This window comes from Sediminicoccus sp. BL-A-41-H5 (assembly GCF_050632405.1).
GTDB lineage: Bacteria > Pseudomonadota > Alphaproteobacteria > Acetobacterales > Acetobacteraceae > Roseococcus.
The window spans coordinates 3,094,667-3,113,427 of sequence record NZ_CP192601.1 but is presented as its reverse complement, the minus strand read 5'-3'; the positions used below and the strand labels follow the sequence as shown (position 1 = coordinate 3,113,427).

16 protein-coding genes and 1 tRNA gene are annotated in these 18,761 nt (G+C 70.7%); 10 read left to right on the top strand and 7 right to left on the bottom strand.

The genetic code is table 11. The features are described from left to right. Positions 1 to 194: 194 nt before the first annotated feature. Complete coding sequence (gene bcsD / locus ACQ860_RS15270; protein ID WP_431304195.1) at positions 195 to 671, top strand: cellulose biosynthesis protein BcsD; 477 nt, start codon at positions 195 to 197, stop codon at positions 669 to 671. A 1-nt stretch (position 672) separates the two neighbouring features. Here bcsD and ACQ860_RS15265 read toward each other — a convergent pair whose 3' ends face one another. The 3 genes from ACQ860_RS15265 to ACQ860_RS15255 all read right to left on the bottom strand — a co-directional run bounded on the left by ACQ860_RS15265 (position 673) and on the right by ACQ860_RS15255 (position 5,628). Then, complete coding sequence (locus tag ACQ860_RS15265) at positions 673 to 1,980, bottom strand: NtaA/DmoA family FMN-dependent monooxygenase (protein ID WP_431304194.1); 1,308 nt, start codon at positions 1,978 to 1,980, stop codon at positions 673 to 675. A gap of 67 nt (positions 1,981 to 2,047) precedes the next feature. Further along, entirely contained in the window at positions 2,048 to 2,809 is a 762-nt protein-coding gene (gene cnbZ, locus ACQ860_RS15260; protein ID WP_431304193.1) for a 2-amino-5-chloromuconate deaminase CnbZ, read from the bottom strand. A 41-nt stretch (positions 2,810 to 2,850) separates the two neighbouring features. Continuing rightward, positions 2,851 to 5,628 carry an ATP-dependent DNA helicase gene (locus ACQ860_RS15255; protein ID WP_431304192.1) on the bottom strand — a complete coding sequence of 926 codons (2,778 nt, stop codon included), beginning with the start codon at positions 5,626 to 5,628 and terminating at the stop codon, positions 2,851 to 2,853. Positions 5,629 to 5,737: 109 nt separating this feature from the next. Here ACQ860_RS15255 and ACQ860_RS15250 point away from each other — a divergent pair, with 109 nt between their 5' ends. After that, positions 5,738 to 6,247 carry a ferritin-like domain-containing protein gene (locus tag ACQ860_RS15250; RefSeq protein ID WP_431304191.1) on the top strand — a complete coding sequence of 170 codons (510 nt, stop codon included), beginning with the start codon at positions 5,738 to 5,740 and terminating at the stop codon, positions 6,245 to 6,247. 41 nt (positions 6,248 to 6,288) lie between these two features. Beyond that, positions 6,289 to 6,362 (top strand) — tRNA-Arg (locus ACQ860_RS15245). Between the two features lie 63 nt (positions 6,363 to 6,425). Here the strand turns inward: ACQ860_RS15245 and ACQ860_RS15240 are convergent. Beyond that, a complete protein-coding gene (locus tag ACQ860_RS15240; protein ID WP_431304190.1) occupies positions 6,426 to 7,313 on the bottom strand; it encodes a LysR family transcriptional regulator in 888 nt (295 codons plus the stop codon). A 124-nt stretch (positions 7,314 to 7,437) separates the two neighbouring features. Between ACQ860_RS15240 and ACQ860_RS15235 the strand changes: the two genes are divergently transcribed. Next, positions 7,438 to 8,331 (top strand): NmrA family NAD(P)-binding protein, encoded by an 894-nt coding sequence (locus ACQ860_RS15235; protein ID WP_431304189.1) that lies wholly within the window; start codon positions 7,438 to 7,440, stop codon positions 8,329 to 8,331. A 46-nt stretch (positions 8,332 to 8,377) separates the two neighbouring features. On the opposite strand, the gene ACQ860_RS15230 is transcribed toward ACQ860_RS15235, so the two are convergent. Further along, positions 8,378 to 9,148: a sensor histidine kinase gene (locus tag ACQ860_RS15230; RefSeq protein ID WP_431304188.1), complete on the bottom strand. Its 771-nt coding sequence runs from the start codon at positions 9,146 to 9,148 to the stop codon at positions 8,378 to 8,380. Positions 9,149 to 9,363: 215 nt separating this feature from the next. Beyond that, positions 9,364 to 10,848 (bottom strand): ABC transporter substrate-binding protein, encoded by a 1,485-nt coding sequence (locus tag ACQ860_RS15225; RefSeq protein WP_431304187.1) that lies wholly within the window; start codon positions 10,846 to 10,848, stop codon positions 9,364 to 9,366. A gap of 507 nt (positions 10,849 to 11,355) precedes the next feature. Between ACQ860_RS15225 and ACQ860_RS15220 the strand changes: the two genes are divergently transcribed. The 3 genes from ACQ860_RS15220 to ACQ860_RS15210 all read left to right on the top strand — a co-directional run bounded on the left by ACQ860_RS15220 (position 11,356) and on the right by ACQ860_RS15210 (position 14,530). Further along, the gene (locus ACQ860_RS15220; protein ID WP_431304186.1) at positions 11,356 to 12,342 is read left to right on the top strand and encodes an MBL fold metallo-hydrolase; all 987 of its coding nucleotides are present in this window, start codon (positions 11,356 to 11,358) and stop codon (positions 12,340 to 12,342) included. 83 nt (positions 12,343 to 12,425) lie between these two features. Further along, complete coding sequence (locus ACQ860_RS15215; RefSeq protein ID WP_431304185.1) at positions 12,426 to 12,977, top strand: TRAP transporter small permease; 552 nt, start codon at positions 12,426 to 12,428, stop codon at positions 12,975 to 12,977. Positions 12,978 to 13,249: 272 nt separating this feature from the next. After that, the gene (locus ACQ860_RS15210; protein WP_431304184.1) at positions 13,250 to 14,530 is read left to right on the top strand and encodes a TRAP transporter large permease; all 1,281 of its coding nucleotides are present in this window, start codon (positions 13,250 to 13,252) and stop codon (positions 14,528 to 14,530) included. A gap of 10 nt (positions 14,531 to 14,540) precedes the next feature. Here the strand turns inward: ACQ860_RS15210 and phaR are convergent, their stop codons facing one another. Beyond that, on the bottom strand, positions 14,541 to 15,080 hold the full coding sequence (gene phaR / locus ACQ860_RS15205) for a polyhydroxyalkanoate synthesis repressor PhaR (RefSeq protein ID WP_431304183.1): 540 nt from the start codon (positions 15,078 to 15,080) through the stop codon (positions 14,541 to 14,543). A gap of 133 nt (positions 15,081 to 15,213) precedes the next feature. Between phaR and ACQ860_RS15200 the strand changes: the two genes are divergently transcribed. The 3 genes from ACQ860_RS15200 (at position 15,214) to tkt (ending at position 18,758) form a co-directional block, all read left to right on the top strand. Further along, entirely contained in the window at positions 15,214 to 15,630 is a 417-nt protein-coding gene (locus tag ACQ860_RS15200; protein ID WP_431304182.1) for a hypothetical protein, read from the top strand. A 16-nt stretch (positions 15,631 to 15,646) separates the two neighbouring features. Next, positions 15,647 to 16,636, top strand: coding sequence for an alpha/beta fold hydrolase (locus ACQ860_RS15195; protein ID WP_431304181.1), 990 nt, complete (start codon positions 15,647 to 15,649; stop codon positions 16,634 to 16,636). 100 nt (positions 16,637 to 16,736) lie between these two features. Continuing rightward, on the top strand, positions 16,737 to 18,758 hold the full coding sequence (tkt, locus tag ACQ860_RS15190) for a transketolase (protein ID WP_431305765.1): 2,022 nt from the start codon (positions 16,737 to 16,739) through the stop codon (positions 18,756 to 18,758). The last annotated feature ends 3 nt before the right edge of the window (positions 18,759 to 18,761 follow it).

The window sequence follows — 18,761 nt, the reverse complement described above, 5'->3', positions numbered from 1 at the left end:
GCGGCTGGACGGCGCAGAGCCCATTTTGCTTCCCCCGATCTGTCCAAAAATGGTGATTTCGCTTACCATTACGCGAATTGGTTGCGCAATGGTCCACCCTTGTTCGCGTAAATCCCATATTGTGAGAGGCGGATTTCCGTGCCGGGCCAGCTGGGCTATAGGCTGCGCTGTTCTTCCTTTCCCAAGGCGCGCGCGTGCAGGACCAGATCACCGATCCCGATGCCCTGACCTATATCGCCCGGCGCGGCGTGGCACCGCAGTGGCGTCTCTTCCTGCGTGCCATGATGGAAACTTTGGAAACCCACCTGGACCATGGCGCGCGAGAGGGGCTGTTGCGCATGGTCGGCGCCCGCATGGCGGCCCTCATGCCCTTGCCCGCCTGCAACACGCTGGGCGAGCTCGAGGCCCGGATGAACGACACGCTGGCCGCGGCCGATTGGGGCTATGTCCGCCTCAGCTTCGACCCGGGCAGCAACAGCGTCATGCTGCGGCATGTGGCCGCACCCCTGGTCGGCACCCATGCGGATCTGACCGGTGGGTGGCTCGGCTCCGTGCTGGAAGGCCTCTACGGCGCCTGGTTCAGCGGCCAGCCGGGGGCCGAGCCCGGCATCCAGGTGCGCCGCTGGGGCGGGGATGGCGGGGCCATGCTGCTGCGCTACGCGCGGGGATAGCTCAGCCCGGGTTGCGCAGGTTCTCGCGCAGCGTCCGCCCCGCATAGTCGCGGCGGAAAATTCCGCGCCGCTGCAGTTCCGGCACCACCATCCGGCCGAATTCCTCGAAGGTGGTGGGGAAGATGGTGGGCGGCAGGATGAAGCCGTCACACGCCCCTGACGTGAACCAATCCTCCATCATGTCGGCGATCATGGCCGGCGTGCCGGCCACCAGAGCGCGCGGCTGGCGCACCGCCTCGGCGAAGGTGATCCCCTTCTGGCGGGCCACCTGCATCATGCGGTCCCGATGGCCCTGAACGCCCTGGTTGGTGTCCGCCGCCGCCATCGCCTCGGGCGTCTCCACCTTGCTGAGATCCGCCACCACCGACCAGGAGCTGGAGGCGATCACCAGCTCCGGATCCACCAGCGATTCCAGATGCGCCGCCTTCTCGCGCGCGATGCTCTCCGTCTCGCCCACCACCACGGTCATCGAGGGCAGCACGGCGCATTCATCCGGGTTGCGGCCGATGGCTTCCATCCGCGCGCGGATGTCCATGCGGTAGGCCAGCGAGTCCGCCTTTGTCGCGGGTGTGGCGAAGATCATTTCGGCCCAGCGGGCGGCGAAGGCACGGCCGCGCGGCGAGGCGCCGGCCTGCATGATGCCCGGCCGCACCTGCGGGCTGCGCGGAATGGAGAGCGGGCCGCGCGTGCTGATGTATTTCCCCTGGTAATTGGCGTAGCGCACCTTGGAGGGGTCGGCGAAGATGCCGGCCTCGCGGTCCAGCACCAGCGCGTCGTCGTCCCAGCCGTTCCAGAGCGCGTCACAGGCCTCCATCACCTCATCGGCCATGTCGTAGCGCTCCTCCTTCGGAGGCAGGCCCGGCATGCCGCAATTCTGCGCCTCGAAATCGCGCCCGGTGGTGACGACGTTCCATGCCGCGCGCCCCTGGCTGATGAGATCGAGCGAGCCGAGATAACGCGCGATGACATAGGGCGCGATGAAGCTGGTGGAGAGGGTGACGCCGATGCCCAGATGCTCCGTCACGCGGGCCATCATCGGCGCGATCACCATCGGATCAAGCAGGCTCAACTGCCCGCCGCGGCCGAGATAATCGTCATAGCTGCCCTTGTAGAGATCGGGGATGCCCAGGCCGTCGGCGAAGAAGCAGGCGTCGAAGCGCGCGGCTTCCAGCATGCGTGCGCATTGCTCCCAGCGGCGCGGATCGAAGAGGTCATCCAGCGAGGCGGAAGGGTGGCGCCAGGTGCTGGGATAGCTGGCATTGGGGCCGGACTTCAGATAGGCCACGAGATGCATCTTGCGCGCGCTCACGCCGTTTCCCCCCGCGTCGTCACGCCCTTTCCCTCGCGCGTCGTCACGCCCTTCCCCTCGCGCGTCGTCACGCGACGCACTCCTGCGAGACGCTGCGCAAATCCACCTCGAAGGCGAGGCCCGTGACGGGCGGATGCGCGGGCACCAGCGTCAGCCCGCCCCAGGCCAGCGGCAGGCGGCCGGTGACGATCTCCAGCACCGGCTCCAGCGGGTGGATGGTGTAGGCCTGGGCGCCGGTCACGCGCGCCTCCTCCACGCCGAGCTCCGCCATGCGGGCGCGCAGCTCGCGCATCACATATTCCGCCTTCATGCGCAGCCCGGCGGGCGAGACATCGGCGCCACCGACGATCCCTTCCTCGAAGCTCGGCGCCGCGCTGGTCTCGGGCTTGCCGGAGATGAAGAAATCCGTGCCACCCGCGCCCTCGGCCGGCCCCTCTGCGGGCACGGTGAAGGTGACGGCGAAGAGCACCACCTCGGCCGGCGGCGCCAGGATGGGGGCGAGGTTGCTGCGCCCGATCGGATAGGGCGGTGCCGCGGTGAAGCCCTGCGAGCGCAGCGCGGCGAGATAGGTCTCGTTGAAGGCCAGGAAATCCGCGATGGGCAGCGGCAGGGGCGAACGCAATTCGCAGGCGGCCAGCGCCTCCGGCGGGCGGCCCGCCGCGTCCAGGATGGCGCGCGCGGTGGCGAGGCCCTGCGCCAGCGGCAGGGGCTCCCGGAAACGCACGCGCCGCAGCGCGAAGCCGCGCTCGGCGGCGACGCCACCGGAGAATTGCCGGCCAGGCACGAAGCGATAGCCGCCAGGGGCGAAGGAGGTGGATTTGGGCTGCATGCGCCAAGTCTGGCCCATCGGCCCCGCGATGCAAGCCTGGATCAAGGGGCCAGAAGCTCGCGCGTCCGGGCCACGGCCTCGGCCAGCGTCACCCGACGCGGTGTGACACCCTCCGGCAGGCCGGCCAGGATGCGCGAGGGGCAGCCGCGGTCCAGCAGCACGAAGACGCCCTTGTCATCGGCGCGGCGCACCAGGCGTCCGAAGGCCTGGCGCAGCTTGTGCCGCGCATGCGTGTCGTCATGGCCCTGCGGCGCGCCCTCGCTCAGATGCAGGCGGCGCTCGCGGTGCAGGATGGTGCGGCGCGGCCAGGGCACGCGGTCGAAGACCAGCAGGCGCAGCGCGCGGCCGGGCACGTCCACGCCGTCGCGCATCGCATCCGTGCCGAGCAGGCAGGAGTTCTCCTCGGCGCGGAAGATGTCCACCAGCGTGGCATTGTCCATCGCATCCACATGCTGCGCGTAGAGCGGGATGCCGCGCGCCTCCAGCGCGGGCGCGATGCGCTGCGCGACCTCCCGCAGGCGGCGGATGGCGGTGAAGAGGCCGAGCGCGCCGCCGCCGGACGCGAGAAACAGCTGCTGCATGGCGCTGGCCACCGGGCCCGATTGCCGCGCATCCACATCGGTCACGATGAAGGTGCGTGTGTTGGCCGCATAATCGAAGGGCGAGGGCAGCGCGGCGCGGATCGCGGGCAGCGGCAGGTGCGCGGCGCCCGTGCGCGCCTCGGCCTCGCGCCAGGCCACCTCGGGGTCGTCGCGCTTGGCCGCATCGGTCAGCGTGGCGGAGGTGATCAGCAGCCCATGCGCGGGCGCGGCCACCACCTGCGCGAAGGGGATGGTCGGGTCCAGCCAGTGGCGGTGCAGGCCGGCATCCACGTCCCGCCCCTCACGACGGTCGAGCTGCAGCCAATCCACCATCACGGGACGCGTGCCGGGCTCGGGCTGCGGCGCGGCGAGCTGCCCCAGCATCCCGCGCCAGGCGCCGAGCGGCATGAGGGCACGGCGCTCGATCCCGCGCATCGCCGTCTCCAGGCGGATGCGCTCCCCCACCTCCGGCTCCTCCTCGCCTTCCGGCGTCTCGAGCTTGGCGGCGAGTGCGTCGCGCAGGCGGGTCAGCGGCTGCTCCAGCGCATGCAGCGCGGCGGCCAGGGTGGCACCGGCTTCGGCCACGGCCTCGCTCACCGGATGGAGGTCCACCTCCAGCGTGTAGATGCCGTCATCCTGCACCGCGCGGGCCAGGATCTGCTGGCGCGCGGCATGCAGGAAGGCTTCGGTGGCGTTGCCGTCGGGCGGGGGTGCGCCATCGCCCATGCGGGCATACCAGCCGCCGCCAGGGAGGCAGCGCGCGGCGTGCAGCGCCTCCTCCATGGGTGCGAGCACTTGTGGGATGTCGCCGGCCAGTTCCTGGATGCGGGCGCGCAGGCCCTTGGCGCGGGAGCGGCCACCCTCCGCGCCCAGAAGCCAGCGCCGCAGCTCCGCCGCCTCCACGCCGGTCAGTGCCGCGGAGAAGGCACCATCGGCCGCGTCGAAGAGGTGATGCCCCTCGTCGAAGACGTAGCGCGTGGGCTTGCCGTCCTCGCCACCGCCCAGCGCCGCCTGCACCATCACCAGCGCATGATTGGCGACGACGAGGCGCGCCGTGCGGGCGCGGCGGATCGAGTGCTCCACGAAGCATTTCTTGTAATGCGCGCAGGCCGAGCGGATGCACTCGCCGCGGCGGTCGGCGAGGCCACTCAGCGCGCCCGGCTGGAACAGCTCGCCGATCCAGCCCGGGAAGTCGCCGCCCTGGATGTCGCCATCGCGCGTCGCACCCGCCCAGCGCGAAACCAGCGCCAGCGGCAGCGCCATCTGGCGCATGGCGGATTGGCCCAGCGCCTCCTCCAGGTTGAGCAGGCAGAGGTAGTTCTCCCGCCCCTTGCGGACGGCGACGCGGGCGCGCCGCTCCTCCGGATCAGGGAAGAGCTGCATCAGCTCCTGGTCGATCTGCCGCTGGAGATTGCGCGTATAGGTGCTGAGCCAGACCGGCGCGCCGTTGCGCTCGGCCCAGAGGCTGGCGGGCGCGATGTAGCCCAGTGTCTTGCCGGTGCCGGTGCCGGCCTCGGCGAGGATCATGTGCGGTGCGCCCTCGGCCTCCCTGGGGGCGAAGGCGCCGGCGGCGGCGGAGGCGAAATCGGCCTGCTGCGGGCGTTGCTCGGCGCCCCCGCCCAGCATCTCGGCGAGGCGGCGGCGCGAATCGGCGCCGCTCACGTCATGGCTTGCGGGTGGCGGCGGCGGCGAGGTCTCCTCCCATTCGGGCAGGCGGCGCCAGGTCTTGAAGGCGTTGCGGTCCGGCTTGGCGTCGGGCTGGCCCAGTGCCGCCAGCACGCTCGGCACCCATGGCCATTGCGCCGCGCCGGCCAACTGCGCGGCCATGCCCGCGGCCTCCTTGCCCGAGGGGGCACGCGCCTCATCGGCCAGGGCCCGCAGCAGGCGGGAGGCGATCTCCGGCAGCAGCGCGGCCGCCGCCTCGTCATCCTCTGGCGGCGGCAGGTCCAGCACCAGAGCGAGGCCGCGCGGCGTGGGGGGCGCGCTGCGGCCCGGCAGCGCGAAGGCGAAGAGCTCCAGCAGGTCGAAGCAGTCGAGGAAGCGCGGCAGGTCCAGCCGCTTCGCCGCGGAGGGCGCATGGACCAGCATCGGCGGCGGGTATTCGGCCAGGGCTTCCGCGATGCGCCCGCCGGTCAGCGTCAGCACCTCGCCATCGGGCGTGAGCAGCGTGGCGCGGCCATGCGCGGCGACGAGGGCCGGCGCATCGGGCAGCAGGAGGCGGGGGGAAGCGACGGCCATGGGCGCCTGCTTATGCGCCAGGGGGCGCGGCGCGCCAACCTCGCAACCGGGCAACCAGACGCGTGCCTGGCGGTTTCCCCTGCACACCCCCCGAACGGAGAATGCCGCCATGGCTTCCACCATGCTTGAGACCTACATCACCGGCCTGAAGAACGCCCATGCGCTGGAGAGCCAGGCGGTCCAGCTGCTGCGCCGCCAAGTGGAGCGCCTGGAGAATTACCCCGAGATGTCGGCGAAGATCGAGCAGCACATCGCCGAGAGCGAGATGCAGCAGAAGCGGCTCGAGAGCCTGCTGGAACGGCACGGCACCAGCTATTCCTCGATCAAGGATTTCGTGACCGGCATGATGGGCAACATCGCCGCCATGGCGCATGCGCCCGCCTCGGACGAGGTGGTGAAGAACAGCTTCGCCAATTTCGCCTTCGAGCATTACGAGATCGCCGCCTATCGCGCGCTGATCGCCCTCGCGCAGGCGGTGGGCGCCGAGGGGGATGTCGCCACCCTGCGGGAGAGCCTGGCCGAGGAGGAGCGCACGGCCGAATGGATCGGCCAGCGGATCGAGCAGGTGATGCTCGAATACGCGCGGCGCGAGGAGAGCGGCCTGACGGCAGGGGTGTAGCGCTTCCGGTCGGGGCGCGGGCCGTGCTATTCTCAGGGCACGTCTCCGTAGCTCAGCAGGATAGAGCACCAGATTCCTAATCTGGGGGCCGTGGGTTCGAATCCCGCCGGGGACATTTCCCATGTTCCAACCGCGCGCGACGAACCCACGAAGGCTTGGCGCGCGCGGCGCGAGTCGTTCAGGCGGCCTGCAACCCGGCCACGAAGGCGCGCGCGGCCGGGCCGGGCGGGCGTTCGCGGTGATGGATCGCGGCCAGCAGGGCGGGCGGCCGGTCGCGCCACGCGGCCGCGGCGTCCAGCAGGACCATCCGGCCCGCGGCCAGGTCCTCCTCCACCAGGGCGCGCGGCATGCTGCCCCAGCCGAGGCCGGCCCGCAGCAGCGCCAGCTTCGTCGCCACGTCCTGCACGTACCAGCGGTTGATCCCGACGACCCCATGGTCGCGCCCGCGCCGGGCGGCGCGCTCGACGCTGACGGCGACCTGGAGGTGTTCGCCGAGCACCTCGGGCGAAAGCGGCCCATCCAGCCGGGCGAGCGGATGCTCCCGCGCGGCCACGAACACCATGCGCAGATCCGTAATGGGGATGCGCTCCGCCCAGGCCGGCAGGCCCGGAAGGTCGAGCGCCAGCGCCAGGTCGGCCTCGCCCTCCGCCAGGCTCGCGGTGGCCTGCTCGTCGGGCTGGATCAGCAGGCGCAGCTGCACGCCGGGATAGCCGGCATGCAGCCGCCCCAGCGCGGGCGTGACCAGCACGAGCGGCGCGAGGCTCGACAGCGCCACCGTCAGCTCGGGCTCGACGCCCTGGGCGATTCCCGCAGCCTGGCGGCGATAGGCCGCGACATCCTCCACCACCCGCCGCGCCCGCGGCAGGAGCGCGCGCCCGGCCTCGCTGAGGACGGGGCGATAGGCGGAGCGGTCGAAGAGGGGCAGGCCCGTCTGCTCCTCCAGCTTCTGCACCGCATAGGTCACGGCGGATTGCGCGCGACCCAGGCGGCGGGCCGCGCCGGCGAAGCTCCCGGCCTCCGCGATGGCGACGAAGACAGTGAACTGGTCGAGCGTGAGGGCATCCATAATCTTCGGAATATCCGAATTTGAACTACGAAACTATTCCACTTTTTTGAAGATAAGGACCCGTCCATCTGCTCCTGCAAGCGCGCCATCGCAGGGCCGCGACCCGCATGAGCAGGAGCCATTCATGCACGACACCCTCTTCGTCACCGGCGCCTCCGGCCAGTTGGGCCAGGCGGTGATCCAGCATCTGCTGACCACCGAGGGCGTATCCCCCGCCCGCATCACCGCCGGCACGCGCGACCCCGCGAAGCTGGCCGACCTGGCCGCGCGCGGCGTCCGCGTGGTGGCGCTCGACTTCGACCAGCCCGAGGCCATGGCCCAGGCCTTTGCCGGGACCGGGCGCCTGCTGCTCATCTCGACCGATGCGCTGGACCGGCCCGGCCGGCGGCTGGCGCAGCACCGCGCGGCGGTGGCGGCGGCGCGGGCGGCCGGGGTGGGGCATGTCCTCTACACCTCGATGCCCAATCCGGATGACTCCCTCGTGCCCTTCGCGGTCGATCACCTCGGCACCGAGCGGGCGCTGCGGGAGAGCGGCCTGCCCCACAGCATCCTGCGCAACGCCTGGTACCAGGAGAACCTCCTGATGGAACTCGGCCCCGCGCTGGAGCGCGGGCAATGGACCACGGCGGCAGGCGAGGGCCGCTATGCCCCCATCGCGCGTGACGATGCCGCGCGCGCGGCGGCTGCGGCCCTGGCGGGCACGGCCGAGGCGGGGCGCATCTACAACATCACCGGGCCCGAATTGCTGGGGATGGACGATATCGCGGCCTGGGCCGGCCAGGTCTTCGGGCGGCCGGTGGCGGCGGTGAAGCTGGACGAGGCCACGCGGACGGGCATCCTCGTCCAGGCCGGGCTGCCGCCCTTCATCGCGCCGGTGCTGGTGGCGAGCGAGGTGAACATCCGGGCGGGCAAGTTCGCGCTGCTGAGCGACGATGTGCGGGCATTGACCGGCCGCGCCCCGGCGCCGCTGGCGGCCACCTTCGCGGCGATCCGGGATGCCGGCCCGCCGGCGGCCTGACCACCAGGCCCGCGCCGGCGCGGATCACGCTCCGGGCCGCGGAGCTTCAGGCCAGCCCGTCCGCCGGCGCCTGGGGCAGGGTGATGGTGAAGACCGCCCCCGCGCCGGCATTCACCACGGCGATGCGGCCCCCCATGGCCGTGACCAGCCCGTAGGAGATGGAGAGGCCAAGGCCCGTGCCCGTATCCGGGCCCTTGGTGGTCACGAAGGGTTCGAAGACACGCGCCGCCACCTCCGGCGCGATGCCGCCGCCCGTATCGGCGACGCCCAGCCGCACGAGGCCATCGCCGGCCTCGCTGGTGAGGGTGATGGTCCGCGCCACGCCCTGCGGCGCAAGGGCCAGGGCGTCGCGCGCATTGACGAGCAGGTTCGTCAGCACCTGCTCCAGCGCGACGGGATGGCCGAGCACGGCCCGCGCCTCGGGCGCGAGGCCGGTCGCCATCTCGCCGAGCGAGGCGAGGCGCCCGGCGGCGGCTGCGCGGGCCTGGGCCTCCCGCTCATTCGTGATGTTGATGCTGTAGCCCACGACGGTGATGCTCCCGTCCGGCCGCCGCGCACCGGCCCAGAGCAGCGTGACGGCGAGCAGCTGCGCCGCGTTGACCAGGGTGAAGACCAGCTCGACAGGAAGCTTGCCGCGCAGCGCGTGGCCGAAGGAGGAGAGAGCCTGCACCACCGCAGCGCCCCACCAGGCGGCCGGCACGGCCACGGCCCCGCGCTGCGCGCTGGTGCGGCTGCTGCGCACCAGAAGCACGCTGCCAACGAGTCCGACGAACCCCGCGGAAAAGAGGATGGGGGGAGCGTCGAGAAGCCCGGCCACGAATTTGGATCCTGCGGAGGAGGAGGTTTAGCGGCGCCGGCCGCGGCGCGCCTCCGCCCGCTTCGTCTCGCTTCCGAAACCAAGAGTAGCAGCCGGTCGCGCGGCGCCGCAAGTTGACGCCGCGCCGATGGGACGGGCGCGGAATCACGCTACCGCCGCACAAAGAGGACGCGCCGGCGCTCCGCTCCGGTGGCTCTGTCCTCGCGGGTCGGTCTCTACGCCCGCCGCAAATTCCACAGCATCGGGTTGGGCGCCTGCAGCACGCCGGTCAGATCACTGCGGAAGGCCGTCCTCAGGCGGAACAGGCCGGTGGGGGCGATCGGCACCGCCTCCCAGAGCAGGCGTTGCAGGCGCTGGAAGGCGGCGGCCTGGGCCTCGGCATCGGCGGCGAGCGTCCAGGCCTCCACCTCAGCCTCCACCGCCGCATCCGTCGGCCAGCCAGCCCAGGCCTGGGCGCCGTTCATGCGGATGGCCCAGCTCACCGCCGGGTTGGCGATGGTGGCGGCCGGTCCGTTGGTGTTGTGCAGGTTCCAGCCGCCCTGCGCGGGCGGGGCGCGGTTGGCGCGGCGGGCGATGATGCTGGCCCAGTCGCTCTCCACCGCCTGGATGTTCACGCCGAGGCGGCGCATCAGATCCACCGTCACGCGGCCCTGCTGCGTCACCGCCGGGAAGTCGCTCGGGTTGATGTGGATGATGGGCTCGCCATTGTAGCCGGCCTCGCGCAGGGCATCGCGCGCGCGCTGCATCGCGGCCTCGCCGCGAGGCGCCGCGGGGAATTCCGTGGCGCCAGGCAGGCCGCAGGGGAACATCGCGTGGCATTGCTGCCAGTCCTGCGGCAGGGCGACCGCCTGCATGTAGTCGGGCTGCACCACCACATCGCGGATGGCGCGGCGCACGCGCACATCATTGAAGGGCGGGTGCAGGTGGTTGAAGCGGATGAAGCCGAGGAAGCCGTTGGGGTCGTAGATCTGCGTGCGGGTTCCGCGGTCACGGTCCAGCACGGGCACGAGGTCCGGGAGGGGGTATTCGATCCAGTCGATCTCACCGGTGCGCAGAGCGGCGGCGGCGGTGCCGCCATCGGGGATCCAGATGATCTCCAGCCGGTCGAAATGCACCCGCTTGCCGCCGGCTGCCGCCTCGGCCGGTTCCTCGCGCGGCACATAGGCCTCGTTGCGAGCATAGGCGGCGCGGGAGCCGGGCGTGTATTCGCTCGCCAGGAAGCGCCAGGGGCCGGAGCCGATCATCGCCTCGGGGCCGAGGGCACGGTCGGGCGGCGTGGCGGCGAAGCGCTCGGGCATCATGAAGCAGGGGCTGGCGCCCGGCTTGGCCAGCGCGTCCAGCAGCGCGGGGAAGGGGCGGCTCAGGCGGAACTGGATGGTCTTGTCATCCGGGGCCGAGAGCTCGGCCACGGCGCGCATCAGCACCTGGCCGAAGCCATCCCGCACCGCCCAACGGCGGATGCTGGCCACGCAATCCCGCGCGCGCACCGGTTCGCCATCGTGGAAGCGCAGCCCATCGCGCAGGGTGATGGTCCAGGTCAGCCCATCGGCCGAGACCTGGTGCCCGGCGGCCATCTGCGGATGCGGGCGCAGCGCGCGATCTGCGCCGTAGAGCGTGTCGAAGACGCAATAGGCGTGGGTGGTGACGATCGTCGTCGGGTTGAAGATCGGGTCCAGCACGGCCAGCGCGGCCTGCGGCATGAAGCGCAGGGTGCGGGCCCGGGCGGACTGCGCGAAAGCAGGGGCTGAAAGGCTGGCGCCGGTTAGGGCCAGGAAGCTGCGGCGTTCAAAACTGAGATAGGCCATCCATTTCCTCCATGCGGCCCGAACGTGACGCATGGAGGGAATGGCCCCGTGGGCGCAGGACGCGCCGGGGGCCAAGGCACCACTCCCTTCGCCGGTCCGAACCGGATCAGGTTCCAGGGATCGCGGGATGCATCCCGCCTCTCAGCCCGGCGACCCGATCAGCCGGCATTCCGCAGGAATGACGAAATCTGACCGGGCAAAGGTTTCAGGGCTCACCCAGGTGACGGCGCTGTGATGGGCCCGCGCGGCAGCCCTGGCAAGCCCCGGCGGGGCAAAAAGCCGCCCGGCGGCTTTGCGCGACACTCCTTCACAATATTTATCATGCATGCAACTTGAAGTTGAAACCAGCCAAAGCGCGCTGTTAGCCTCGCCCCGCCGCAAAAGGCCAAAGGGAGAGAAACGATGTCACTGTCACGCCGCGCGGGCCTTGGGCTCGCGGCCATGGGACTTGCCGCGCCCTTCATGCCGGCTTTCGCCGCGGCGCCCCCGCGCAACCAGCCCGCCCCCGCCTGGTACCGCTTCCGCATCGGCGAGTTCGAGGCGACGGTGATCTCGGATGGCGCGCTCCCGCTCGGCAAGCCGGGCGATGGCTTCCCCGCGGCGCCGGCGGCGGAGATGAACCAGATCCTCACCGACAACTTCCTGCCGACCGATGGCGTGGTGCTGGAGCAGAACATCCTGGTGCTGAACACCGGCCGGCAGCTCATCCTCTTCGACACCGGCATGGGCGAGAGCATGGGCGCCGATAGCCGCATGTTCGGCCCCACCACCGGCCGCATGGTGCAGAACCTCCGCGCCGCCGGGATCGAGCCCGCGCAGATCGACATCGTCGCCGTCACCCACGCGCATTGCGACCATTGCTGGGGCCTGGTGGATGCGGCCGGCGCGCGCGTCTTCCCCAATGCGCAGGTCGCGATCAGCGAGCTGGACCTGCGCTTCTGGACGGATGACGCGAACAAGCGCGGCCCGGCCTTCATGCCGGTCTTCATCGAGGGCGCGAAGCGCAACCTCAACGCCTATCGGGACCGCATCCTGCCCATTCGCGACGAACAGCCGGTGGTGCCGGGCGTGACCGCGCTCGCAACCCCCGGCCACACCATCGGGCACCATGTCTTCGCCATCACCAGCGGCGGGCGGACGGTGATCAATTCCGGCGACCTCGCGCATCACCACGCCATCATGCTGCGCCGCCCCGCCTGGGAATTCGCCTTCGACAGCGACCCCGCGCAATCCGCCCGTTCCCGCGCGCGGATGCTGGACCGGGTGGCGACGGACCGGCACGCGCTGCTGAGCTATCACTTCCCCTGGCCGGGCCTCGGCCATGTGGCGCGGCAGGGGGATGGCTATGCCTGGGTGCCAGCCCCGATGAACGTGACAGGCCTCGGATGAGCCTGGTTTGGATGACAGCGGTTTAAGTCGCCTGCATCCTTCTTTCCGATAGAGTCCCACCCAAGCAAGGTTGGGGAACGCGTTTGGACAAGCCCTTCGAGGGAATCGCGCAGGCGGAGGAGGCGGGCTATGCCGACGACCTCCGCCATTTTTCCTTCCGCAACTACGGCATCGAGGACTGGGTGGGGCTCGGCCTGCTCTGGGTGCTGGGCATCCTCGTCTTCACCCAGTTCTTCACGCGCTACGTGCTCAACGACAGCGTCACCTGGACCGAGGAGGTGGCGCGCTACATGCTGATCGTCCTCACCTTCATCGGCAGCGCGGGGGCCGTCCGGCGCGGCACGCATATCCGTGTCGAGGCGCTGGAGATGGCCCTGCCGATGGGCGGGCGGCGCGTGCTCTGGGCCTTCCAGGACCTGTGCCGCCTCGCCTTCTGGGGCTTCGGCGCCTGGATCAGCGTGGACCTCTCGGAGCGCATGGGCGTGATGCCGATGGACAGCCTGAATGCCTCGCTCGCCTGGGTCTATTGGCCGGTGGCGGCGGGGTTCGTCGGCATGTTCCTGCGCGAGGGATGGTGGGTCTGGCGCCGCTGGCGCCATGGCGACGCGCCAAGCCAGCAAGACGTGCTGGCGTGATTTTTTCGCCCTCAAGCGCCGGGCGCCGCCTCCGGCGGCTTGGCTCGCCGCGCCACAGTCGTACCGGGCCATGCGTCAGGTTGGGCGGCGCCGGCCGCTGTGCGGCCGGATTCGTGCCGGAGGCGCCCGCCATGACCTGGTCCGGCACGCGCTTGGAGGGTCCGGCCGCAACGCGGCCGGCGCGCCGCGACCGCCTCCCCCACCCGCGCCACATGTCTGCGGCGCGAAGGCAAGGCGGCGGAGCCGCCGCCCGCCGCTCGAGGGCATAAACCATGACCGCTGCCATCCTGCTCTTCGGCTTCTTCGGGCTGCTGGCGCTCGGCCTGCCCGTCGCCATCGCGCTGGCCGGCGCATCCATCATATTCGCCCTCGTGGATGGCTCCATCCCGCTCCTGGCCATCGTCCATCGCATGGTGGGCGGCGTGGATTCCTTCCCGCTGCTCTGCGTGCCCTTCTTCATCTTCGCCGGGCTGCTGATGAACTCCTCGGGCATCACCGAGCGCATCTACGCCTTCGCGGTGGCCGCCGTCGGCTGGATGAAGGGCGGCCTCGGCCAGGTGAATGTGGTGGGCTCGGTCGTCTTCGCGGGCATGAGCGGCACGGCGGTGGGCGATGCGGCGGGCCTCGGCACCATCGAGGTGCGGGCCATGCGCGCCCATGGCTATGACCCGAAATTCGCGGTCGGCATCACGGCGGCGAGTTCCATGCTGGGGCCGCTGCTGCCGCCATCGCTGCCGCTCGTGATCTACGGCGTCTCGGCCAATGCGAGCATCGGGCAGCTCTTCGCCGCCGGGATCGTGCCCGGCCTGCTGCTCGCCTCCTGCCTCATGGTCATGGTCTGGTGGTATGCGCGCCGCCATGGCTATGGCGCGGATGCGAAGTTCCGCCTCTACGAACTGGGCCGCTCGCTGGCGCGGGGAATCCTGCCGCTGCTCACGCCCGTGCTCATCATCGGCGGCATGCGCTTCGGCCTTTTCACGCCGACCGAGGGCGCCATATGCGCCGTGGCCTATGCGCTGTTCCTCGGCGTCATCGTCTATCGGACGCTCGGCTTCCGCGCGATCTGCAAGGTGAGCTTCGAGACGGTGGAGGTGACGGCCACCATCCTGCTCATCGTCGCCGCCTCCGAGATCTTCGGCTGGCTGCTGACGACGACGCGGGTTTCCGAGCAGGTGGTGGGCTGGGTCCTCGCCATCACCGAGCAGAAATGGCTGATCCTGCTGATCGCGAACGTCTTCCTGCTGCTGGTGGGCCTGGCCATCGAGCCGCTGCCCGCCATCCTGATCCTGGTGCCCATCATGCTGCCGGTGATGGAGAGCATCGGCGTGGACCCGGTCCATTTCGGGCTCATCATGGTGCTGAACCTCTGCATCGGGCTGCTGACACCGCCCGTGGGCATCGTACTCTTCATCCTGGCCCGGGTCGGCGGCATCTCCTTCGAGGATGCGGCGCGCGGCGTCATGCCCTTCATGGTACCGCTGGTGGGCGTGCTGCTGCTCTGCACCTATGTGCCGGAGGTCGTGATGTACCTGCCGACGCGGTGGTACCGCTGAGGGTTGGCGCTCAGCCCTTCGCCTTCAGCGCGCTCAGTTCCGCCTTCAGCGCCGCATTCTCGCTCTTGAGCGCATCCAGCTCGCTGCGGCCCTGGAAGGGCGAGAAGAGGTTCATGGCGCGCTCCATCATCTGCATGTTGCGCTGGCTGATCTCCTCCAGGCTGAAGGGCCTCAGCGCCTGCTCCATGCCACGGCGCATCTCCTCCTGCTGGCGGGAAAAGCCGGTCATGGTCGCCTCAAGGTAGCGCGGCAGCACGCCCTGCAGACTATCCCCATAGAAACCGATCAATTGCCGCAGGAAGCTCTCGGGCAGAAGGTGGCTGCCCTTCGCCTCCTCCTCCACGATGATCTGGGTGAGGACGGAGCGCGTGATGTCATCGCCCGATTTGGCGTCATAGACCACGAAGTCCCGCCCGGCGCGGACCATCTGGGCCAGGTCCTCCAGGGTGACGTAGCTGCTGCTCTCGGTGTTGTAGAGGCGCCGGTTGGCGTATTTCTTGACGACGACCGGAGGTTTGACGGGCTTGGACTCGGCCGTTTGATCGGGCATTGCATGCATCCCAGTCTGGCTTCGGTTGGAAGTCTGGCGTTTGTTGCACTGCAAGCGTAGCACGCCCGGCATGGGAAGCCGCAAGGCTTCGCGCTATGTTGCGGCTTCCATCAACACATAGTCACGGGCATGGATGAACTCCCCGGAGGATCTCGACCGCCTCGCCGCCGACTGGATCGCCCTCTGGGAGAGCGAACTCGCGGGGCTCGGCCAGGATGCGGAGCTGGCCGAGGCCTGGTCCGCCTCGGTCGCGTTGATGGCGGCCTTCTGGCGCGCGCAGACCGCGCAGATGGCGGCGGCGGCCCATCTGGCGAAAGATTGGCAGGCGCCGCATGAGCCAGCCCGGCCCCCCTCCGCCGCGCCGGGGCCCGCGCCCGCTCAACCTGCACCTGATCCTGGGCGCCAGCCGGGGCTGGGCGGCGATGATGACGCCGCTGCCCTCCGGGCCCGGCTTGCCGAGCTGGAGCGCCGGCTGGCCGCGCTCGAAGGCGGGCCAGGCGGAGGCGGCAAGGATCGCCGCAAGCCTCGCGCCCCTCGGCGCAAGCCCTGAGGCGTTTCGGGGCGCCGTGCTGCGCCGCCTCTGGCGTGAGGATGCGGCCCTGCTGCGTGGCCTCGCCGCCTATCGCCGCCACCCCCATGCCCGCCGCCTGAGCGAGCCGGCCGTGCTCTGGCAGGAGGGTTCCGCCCGGCTGCTGGATTATGGCGGGAAGGGTCGGCCCGTCCTCTTCGTGCCCTCGCTGGTGAACCGCGCCTACGTCCTGGACCTGGACGAGGGCGCTTCGCTGATGCGCTTCCTGGCCGGGCAGGGCGTCCGGCCCCTGCTCCTCGACTGGGGCTGGCCCGGTGCGGTCGAGCGCCGCTTCACCCTCACCGACCACATCGCCGGCCGGCTGGAGCGCGCGCTGATGGCCGCCCCCACCGGGCTGGTGCTGGCTGGCTACTGCATGGGCGGGCTGCTGGCGCTCGCCGCCGCCCAGCGCCGGCCGGACCGTGTCGCGGGCCTCGCCTTGCTCGCCACCCCCTGGGATTTCGGCACCATCCCCCAGGCGCCGACCATGGCGAAGCTGCTGCCGGGGCTGGAGCCCATGATGGCGCCGATGAACGCGCTGAGCGTGGACATGCTGCAAAGCCTCTTTGCCATGCTCGACCCCTATTCCATCGCGGAAAAATTCCGCGCCTTCGGGAAGCTCGACCCTGCCTCCGCCCGCGCTAGGCGCTTCGTGGTGCTGGAGGATTGGCTGAATGACGGCGTGCCGCTCGCCGCCCCCGTCGCGCGCGAGGCGATGGGCGAGTGGTATGGCCGCAACACGCCCGCGCGGGGCGAATGGGCGGTGGCCGGCCTGCCCGTGACGCCCACGGACTGGAAGGGGCCGAGCTTCGTCGCCGTCCCGGCGCGGGACCGCATCGTGCCGCCCGCCGCCGCCCTGCCGCTGGCCGCCGCCCTGCCCGGCGCCCAGGTCCATCTGGCCCGAGCCGGACATATCGGCATGGTGGCGGGCGAAAATGCCGAGGCCGCGCTGTGGCGCCCGCTGCTTGACTGGCTGAAGGAGCTCTAGCCCCGGGCGCAAGCCAGACATACCGGGCGGAAACTTGCCGCACCCCCTGTCTCACATTATAGCCGCGCCTAAAGTGAAGGCGTAGCAGACCTTGGCCAGTATCGACTCCCCCAGCACCTCCCCCAACCTCGCCCTCGCCGCCCAGGCCGCGATCCTCGCGCTGCCGGTGACGGAGGAGCGGCGGATGGCGGATTGCATCCGCGTCCTCGCCATGGATGCGGTGGAAAAGGCCAAATCCGGCCATCCTGGCATGCCGATGGGCATGGCCGATGTCGCCACCGTCCTCTTCACGCGCTTCCTGAAATACGACGCGGCCGACCCGCGCTGGGCCGATCGCGACCGCTTCGTGCTCTCGGCCGGCCATGGCTCCATGCTGCTCTATGGCCTGCTGCACCTCACAGGGCATGCGGGCATGGAGATGGAGGTTCTCAAGAACTTCCGGCAGCTCCATTCCGCCGCCGCCGGCCACCCGGAATTCGGCGAGCACCCGGCCATCGAGATGACCACCGGCCCGCTGGGCCAGGGCATCTCCACCGCCGTCGGCATGGCGATGGCCGAGCGCCTGCTGGCCGCGCGCTTCGGCAAGTCGCTGGTGGATCACCGCACCTGGGTCATCTGCTCCGACGGCGATTTGCAGGAAGGCATCAGCCACGAGGCGGCGGCGCTGGCGGGGCATCTCGGCCTCGACAAGCTCACCGTCCTCTGGGACGACAACCATATCTCCATCGATGGCGACACCGCGCTCTCCTTCAGCGAGGATGTGCTGAAGCGCTACCAGGCCTATGGCTGGGCGGTGAAGCGGGTGGACGGGCATGACCACGCGCAACTGGCCGCCGCCATGGCCGCGGCCACGCGCAGCAAGAAGCCCACCATCATCGCCTGCCGCACCATCATCGGCTTCGCCGCGCCCAAGAAGGCGGGCACCGCGGGCAGCCATGGCGCGCCGCTGGGGGCCGACGAGATCGCTGGCGCCAAGTCGGCGCTCGGCTGGAACGACGAGCCCTTCACCATCCCCGAAGGCCTGAAGGCGAAGTGGGAGGAGGCCGGCCGTCGCAGCGCCGGCACGCGGCGCTCCTGGCTGAAGCGGCTCGCAAAGCACCCGATGCGCGTGGAGTTCGAGCGCGCCATGGCCGGCAAGCTGCCGGAGAACTGGGCCGAGGGCCTGCAGGCGCTGCGCGCGACCTTCGCCACCGAAAAGCCCAAGATCGGCAGCCGCATCGCCAGCCAGCGCAGCCTCGGCGCGCTGGTGCCGGCGGTACCGGAGATGGTGGGCGGCAGCGCCGACCTCACCGGCTCCAACAACACCGATGTGAAGGGCGTGCCCGCCATCGGCCCGGGCAACTTCAACGGCCGCTACGTGCATTGGGGCGTGCGCGAGCATGGCATGGCGGCCGCCATGAACGGGATGGCGCTGCATGGCGGCATCATCCCTTATGGCGGCACCTTCCTGATCTTCGCCGACTATCTGCGCCCGGCGCTGCGCCTGGCCGCGCTGATGCACCAGCGCGTGATCCATGTGCTGACGCATGACAGCATCGGCCTCGGCGAGGATGGGCCGACGCACCAGCCGGTCGAGACCATCGCCTCGCTGCGCGCCATCCCCAACCTCGCCGTCTTCCGCCCCGCGGATGCGATGGAAACCGCCGAGTGCTGGGAATTGGCACTCCGTCGCACGGAAGGCCCCTCGGTGCTGGCCCTCTCGCGCCAGGCGCTGCCGGCGCTGCGCGAGGATGCGACCGAGAACCGCTCGGCCCGCGGCGCCTATGTGCTGGCCGAGGCCGAGGGCGCGCGCGACATCACGCTCATCGCCACCGGCAGCGAGGTGCAGATCGCCATGGCCGCCCGCGCCACGCTGGCCGAGCAGGGAATCCAGGCCGCCGTTGTCTCCATGCCCAGCTGGGAGCTTTTCGCCCAGCAGGATCCCGAATACCGCGCCAGCGTGCTGGGCACGGCACCGCGCCTGGGCATCGAGGCCGGCATCGGCTTCGGCTGGGAGCGCTGGACCCATGCCTTCGTGGGCATGAGCGGCTTCGGCGCCTCGGCGCCGGCCGAGAAACTTTTCGAGCATTTCGGGATCACGGCCCCCGCCCTCGTCGCGGCCGCGAAGAAGCTTCTGGGATAAGGA